We start from the raw sequence: 6,109 nt of genomic DNA on the forward strand, positions 1-6,109 counted from the left end.
CGATTCTCCTTTATATCAAACAAAAATACAAAATGTCTTCTGTATCCATCACTCTTCCCGGTACGACTTGATGTCCTCCGGGAAGGCGTAGATCTCGCCGATCGTGTCGAGCTCGCCCGACAGATAGCGGTCGATGTCATCGACATCGATGTAGAGCTTGCAGTCAATATCGAGATAGCCCTGCTCCTTGCCGCCCGACAGGTCGCGGATGGCCATGAGTTTTTCGCGGAGCTTCAAGAGCTCACTGCGCGTCGCGTGGATATCGAGCTTGATCTGCGGGACGCCGTATTCCTTGAGTACCTCATCCATCGTCATGCGCTTTGACATATATGTCATCCTCTCTTTTATCTTTGACTTTTTGATGTTTACATTTTATCGAACCATGCTGAATACTTCCTGAAAAAATGGAAATCCCACGAGACGCGGCAAGACGTCAGAGCTTCTTTTCCGCCGCTTCTTTTGCCAGCAGGCGGTCCAGGATGCGCTGCAGCTGGCGCTTCTGGCGCAGGTGCGACTCGTACTCGAGGTCATTCGAGTCGATGCGCATGCGCTCCTTGAGCAGGTCGATGCTGGCCTGCAGGCGCCGGACGGCTTCATTCTCTGCCATAGTATGACTTCCTTTCGTGATTTGCTCTTGTTCCCTATTATACAGGAAAATAAAGGCGCCGACAATCGAGAAGGCCGGTCAGATTTTCCCCAGCAAATCATGGTATACTGGAGTCAATGTACAAAGAATCCAAAACATGAGGTGATATGATGATCGATTTCCACGAACTGCAGCAGCGCGACCTGCAGGCCATCGGGCAGCAGAAGCAACGCCTGCAGCGCCTCGTGCTGCTGCGCAGCGCTTCCTTCCTCGCCATGATCTTCGCCTTTGCCGCGGGCTTTGACGGGCACCGCCTCGGCACACTCCTCGGCGTCCTGCTGCTCGCCGCCTTCCTGCTGCTCGTCCGCCGCCACCAGCAGGCCTCCTTCGAAAAGCTCTTGACGGAGAGCCATCTCGGCTGCGTGCAGTCCTTCCTCGACCGAAAGTCGGGCAAGTGGCGCGGCTTCGCAGACGACGGCCACGACCTCATGCGTGAAGACCGCCCACAGGAAGCCGACCTGCCCATCCTAGGCCGCGCCTCTCTCTATCAGTATCTCACGTCTGCGCGGACAAAAGCCGGCCGCCAAAAGCTCGCCAGCTGGCTCTCCCCCTTCCCCGAGTCCACCGACGCAATCCTGCTGCGCCAGCAAGCCGTCCGCGAGCTCAGCGAGTCTCCACAGGAGCTCCTGGCCCTCGAAGCCCGCAGCCACCTGCTGCCGCTCGGCACCGACCTCTCGGATTTCTGCACGATGCTCGAGCAGGATAACGTCAGGAAGAGCACAGCCCTGCGCCTGCTCTCCTACCTGCTGCCGGGCCTCTCCTTCATCGCGCTCGCGCTCTCCCTCGCAGGCCAGCTGGACATCACCGTGCCGGGCCTGCTCTTCTCGCTGCAGCTGCTGCTCACCTTCCTGCTGCTGCGCCGCAGCCAAGCCTTGCTCGCCCCGCTCATGGCACTGCCGCAGGAACTCAGCGTCTACGAGCAGCTGCTCGCCAAGATGGAAGCGACAGACTACAAGAGTCCGCTGCTGCTCACCATCCAGAAGAACATGCGCGAGCAGCGCGCCTCAGAGGGACTGCACCGCCTTGCAAAGCTCGCCGACCTCGCCGCCATGCGGCGCAACATCTTCTTCTTTCTCGTGGCCAACGCCGCCTGCCTCTATGACCTCCACTGCACGGCGCGCGCCTTCGCCTGGAAGGAAGCCTGCGGCCGCCAGCTGCGCCGCCACCTCGCAGCCTGGGCCGAAGTCGAAGCCCTGCTCTCCCTTGCCACGCCCGCACTCACGCGCAAAACCTTCTGCTGGCCTAGACTGCGCGCCGGCAGCCCGAGCCTCGAGGCACAGGCAGTGACACCGCTGCTGATTGAAGAAGCAAAGGCCGTGCCGAACGACGCCGCCTTCCAGGCCGGCACCTGCATCATCACGGGCTCGAACATGAGCGGCAAGACGACGTACATGCGCACGCTTGCCACCTCCGCCATCCTCGCCTACGCCGGCGCCCCCGTCTGCGCCAAAGCCTTTGCCTTGACGCCGATGGCGGTCTACACCTCCATCCACGTCAGCGACGACCTCTCACGCGGCATCTCGACCTTCTACGCCGAGATCCTGCGCATCCGCCAGATGGTCGAAGCCAGCCAGGAAGAGCGCCCTCTCCTGCTCTGCATCGACGAGATCTTCAAGGGCACGAACTCCGCCGACCGCATCACAGGAGCCGCCGAAGCCATCAAGCGCCTCACGCGCGACTGGTGCATCACCCTCGTCACCACCCACGACTTCGAGCTCTGCGACCTCCAGTCGCCAAATGGCCTGCCTATCGAGAACTTCCACTTCGAAGAGTCGTACCAGGATGACAAGATCCACTTTGACTTCAAGATCCGCCCCGGACGCTGCCACACCACCAACGCCCGCTACCTGCTCAAGATGGCCGGCATACTCTCCTGAAACACAGGAGAATCGCATCACAAAAGCGGTAAGCTGCAAGTATCTATGAACTTGCGGCTTACCGCTTTTTCGCAAAAATGAGCGCGCAGGGAGGTATTTCGGCTTCATCGCTCCGCTGAATGTGCCCTATGACAGGCCTCCCATAGAAGCCGCCTCGCCGCCTGCCACGGCGTTCCGACATCGCATGCTAAGCTGCTTTTGGTCAGGGCACAGCCCTTCGGGCAAATCGCTCCGCTCTTGCAGGCGAAATACCTCCCTGCGCTCAAACGCTAGAGCAGCGCCGCAAGACGATACTGCCTGCGAACCGCCATTCCAGCGACTTGCCATCGCGAAGATTGGATATAGCAGCTTCCGCACGAAGGGGCAGGGTGGACATAAGCGAAGCGTTCGGCAATCTGCGTGAAGAATCGATTTTTTCCCCACCAAGACCCTGGCAAAAGAGCATCGTCCAAGCGAAGCGCGTTTCGCGCTTTTGTCAGGATGCATTGAAAGGGAAAAAATCGATTTAGCAGATTGCCGCCGCGCAGCGCTGTCCCCCCTGCCCCTTCGTGCGAGTAGTACTACACCTTACTTCTGGAATCTAAAAGCTGCTTTGCCCGGATAGACCGCACTTGCGCCGAGCTCTTCCTCGATGCGCAGCAGCTGGTTGTACTTGGCGACACGCTCCGAGCGGGACGGGGCGCCCGTCTTGATCTGGTTCGTGTTGAGCGCGACAGCGAGGTCCGCGATCGTCGTGTCCTCCGTCTCGCCCGAGCGGTGCGAGACGATTGCCGTGTAACCCGCCTCATGCGCCATCTTGATGGCCTCCAGCGTCTCCGACAGCGTGCCGATCTGGTTGAGCTTGATGAGGATGCTGTTGCCGCAGCCGAGCTCGATGCCCTTCTTCAGGCGCTTCGTGTTCGTGACAAAGAGGTCATCGCCGACGAGCTGTACCTTGTCGCCGAGCTCCTTCGTCATCTTCTGCCAGCCTTCCCAGTCCTCCTCATCGAGGCCGTCCTCAATGGAGTAGATCGGGTACTTCTCGATGAGGCTCTTCCAGTGCGCGATGAGCTCATCCGACGTGAACTCCTTGCCCGACTTCGGCTGCTTGTAGAAGCCCTTGCCCTTCTCGCTCTTCCACTCCGACGAAGCCGCATCCATCGCCAGCACGAAGTCGCGACCCGGCTCGTAACCCGCATTGCGGATGGCCGTCAGGATGTGCTCGATCGTGTCCTCGTCGCTCTTGAGGTTCGGAGCAAAGCCGCCCTCATCGCCGACAGCCGTCGTCTGCCCTTCCTTCTTGAGCAGCGCCTGCAGCGCATGGAAGACCTCCGTCGCCCAGCGCAGTCCCTCGCGGAAGGACGGTGCGCCGGCCGGCATGATCATGAACTCCTGCGTGTCGACCGAGTTCGTCGCATGCGCGCCGCCGTTCAAGATGTTCATCATCGGCACCGGCAGGTGATTGCCGCTGATGCCGCCGAGGAAGCGGTAGAGCGGGAGGTCGAGCGATACGGCCGCGGCCTTTGCCGCTGCGAGCGAGACGGCGAGGATGGCGTTCGCGCCGAGGTTCGACTTGTCTTCCGTGCCGTCGAGCTTGAGCATGATGGCATCGACCGCATAGATGTCCGACGCATCCGCGCCGATGAGAGCCGGGGCGATTTTTTCGTTGATATTCGCGACAGCTTTCGAGACGCCCTTGCCGCCGAACTTCGCCTTGTCGCCGTCGCGGAGCTCGAGCGCCTCGAACTCGCCCGTCGAAGCGCCCGACGGAGCAGCGGCGCGGCCGACGGAGCCGTCCTCGAGCGTGACTTCTGCCTCGACCGTCGGATTGCCGCGCGAATCGATGATTTCACGGCCGATGACCTGCATGATCTGTAAGTATGCTTTCATGGGGATTACCTCCTGATATTCGTTCTCATTTACAAATCCAGTATAACATAGATGAGATTTGTTTTCAATAGTGACCATCACTTTTTTCTTCGCCTTTATTATAAGGAAAGAGCATCGCTGTGTTCTGTCACAAATGCGACAGAACGCTAAGAAAAATTATGCGGTATGCACTTTAGTCAACTACCCGCGACTGAAGTCGCGAGCTTGAGGGAATCTTTCGATACCTCAATTTGCTTAGATAGGCCAGGCTTACTGCATTCGCAGTCTTGCGAGGTACAGCAGAGGTCCGGTAATTACCAAAGCCATTAGCGTCCGCAAGTTGCCAAACGGACAAGATAGGTTTGCATCAATGCATGGATACGAGCTTTGCTTTGGCTCGCGCCAGGATGTTCTTGGCCGCATTCACGTCGCGAATGTGGTGTATCCCACATTTCGGGCAGATCCACTCGCGGTCCTTGAGCGTCAGTTTCTCTTTGCCGCTCATGATATGGCCACAAGCGTGGCAGGTTTGTGTCGTATTCCGCGGGTCGACGGTGACGAAGTTCTTGCCGTATAGTGCTGCCTTATAAGTCAGCATACTAAGGAACATCCGCCAGCCATTGTCTTGGATGCTCATAGCCAAGGCATGGTTCTTCAGCAAGTTCCGGCTCCGCAGTTCTTCTGCTGCGACCAGATCGTGGTTCTTGATCAGTGTCGCGGAAGTGCGGTGCAGGAAATCTCTGCGGCGTTGCATGACTTGTGCCGTGAGCCTGGCGACGAGCAAGCGCTGTTTCTTGACGTTCTTTGCCTCACGGAGCGGGCGATGCTCTTTCTTGGCACGGACAATCCGACGGCTCAGCTTGCGCTGTGCGTTGGCCAGCCGTCGTTTCTGCCTGCGGTAATAACGAGGATTGGCCACAATCTCGCCATTCGAGTCGGCATAGAAGTTCTCGACGTTCAGGTCGATGCCAATCTCTGCCTTTGTTTTCGGGCTGGTCTTCACGAACGGTTCATCGGAGCCGAGTTGGAATGACGCAAAGTAGCGGTGCCGACTGTCTTTCGTGATGGTAATCGTGCCGATGCGGACTTCCTTCATGGCAAAAAGTCGGTCCAGTATTTTACGCGAGCCTTGGCAGCGGATGCGTTTGAGCTTGGGCAGCATCAGATGATGCTTGTCGAGGAAGCGGGCGTTACTGGTAAACAGAGAAATTTCCGTACCCTTGCTGTAATGCGGATTCGTCTGATACGACTCGACGGACGTTTTCTTGTGGAAGTTCGGCACACCAGCATGATGGACGGCACGGAACTGCTTCCAAGCACGTTGGTAATTCTGCCGTGCATTGGCAATGGACTGCGCATCGATATCGGGATGCCGGAGCCATGGATAGCGGTCTTTCAATGCTGTTACCGTGCGGATTCGCTCGCGCAGTGCCTCGATGCGCTTCTCGATGAAGTCGATGTAGATGCTCCGTCTGCCGAATCGTGCGATCTCCTTGTTCACAGCGACATGTTCATTGTAGACGCAGCGTGCCGCATCCGCATTGCGTCGAATCATCTCTTTCTGTTGCTGGCTGGGGTAGATGCGGACTTTCAGGCCGTAATGATAGGCATAATCCGCCATCTTCTTATGTTCCATTTTATTCGCCTCCTTCCTACTTCTATTATACAACATATGAGATTGCCTAACAAGCAATATATCGCTATAATAAAAGAAAAGGAGTGTGATACACATGAAACG

Annotated in this window: 5 protein-coding genes; 1 reads left to right on the forward strand and 4 read right to left on the reverse strand. The window is 57.8% G+C overall.

Going from position 1 to position 6,109, the window contains the following annotated elements; all coding sequences use genetic code 11:
* Window positions 1–48: 48 nt before the first annotated feature.
* Together B2X55_RS09945 and B2X55_RS09950 are read right to left on the reverse strand one after the other, a co-directional pair.
* A complete protein-coding gene (locus B2X55_RS09945; protein WP_036378221.1) occupies window positions 49–327 on the reverse strand; it encodes a hypothetical protein in 279 nt (92 codons plus the stop codon).
* 106 nt (window positions 328–433) lie between these two features.
* On the reverse strand, window positions 434–607 hold the full coding sequence (locus tag B2X55_RS09950; protein WP_036378219.1) for a hypothetical protein: 174 nt from the start codon (window positions 605–607) through the stop codon (window positions 434–436).
* Window positions 608–756: 149 nt separating this feature from the next.
* On the opposite strand from B2X55_RS09950, the gene B2X55_RS09955 reads away from it, so the two are divergent.
* Window positions 757–2,523, forward strand: coding sequence for a MutS-related protein (locus B2X55_RS09955; protein ID WP_286821979.1), 1,767 nt, complete (start codon window positions 757–759; stop codon window positions 2,521–2,523).
* Between the two features lie 567 nt (window positions 2,524–3,090).
* On the opposite strand, the gene eno is transcribed toward B2X55_RS09955, so the two are convergent.
* Window positions 3,091–4,392, reverse strand: a complete 1,302-nt coding sequence (gene eno / locus B2X55_RS09960; RefSeq protein ID WP_036378215.1) for a phosphopyruvate hydratase — start codon at window positions 4,390–4,392, stop codon at window positions 3,091–3,093.
* A 346-nt stretch (window positions 4,393–4,738) separates the two neighbouring features.
* Entirely contained in the window at window positions 4,739–6,007 is a 1,269-nt protein-coding gene (locus B2X55_RS09965; protein ID WP_286821980.1) for an RNA-guided endonuclease InsQ/TnpB family protein, read from the reverse strand.
* Window positions 6,008–6,109: the final 102 nt, after the last annotated feature.

The organism is Mitsuokella sp. UBA4253 (assembly GCF_002395285.1).
Lineage (GTDB): Bacteria > Bacillota > Negativicutes > Selenomonadales > Selenomonadaceae > Mitsuokella > Mitsuokella jalaludinii.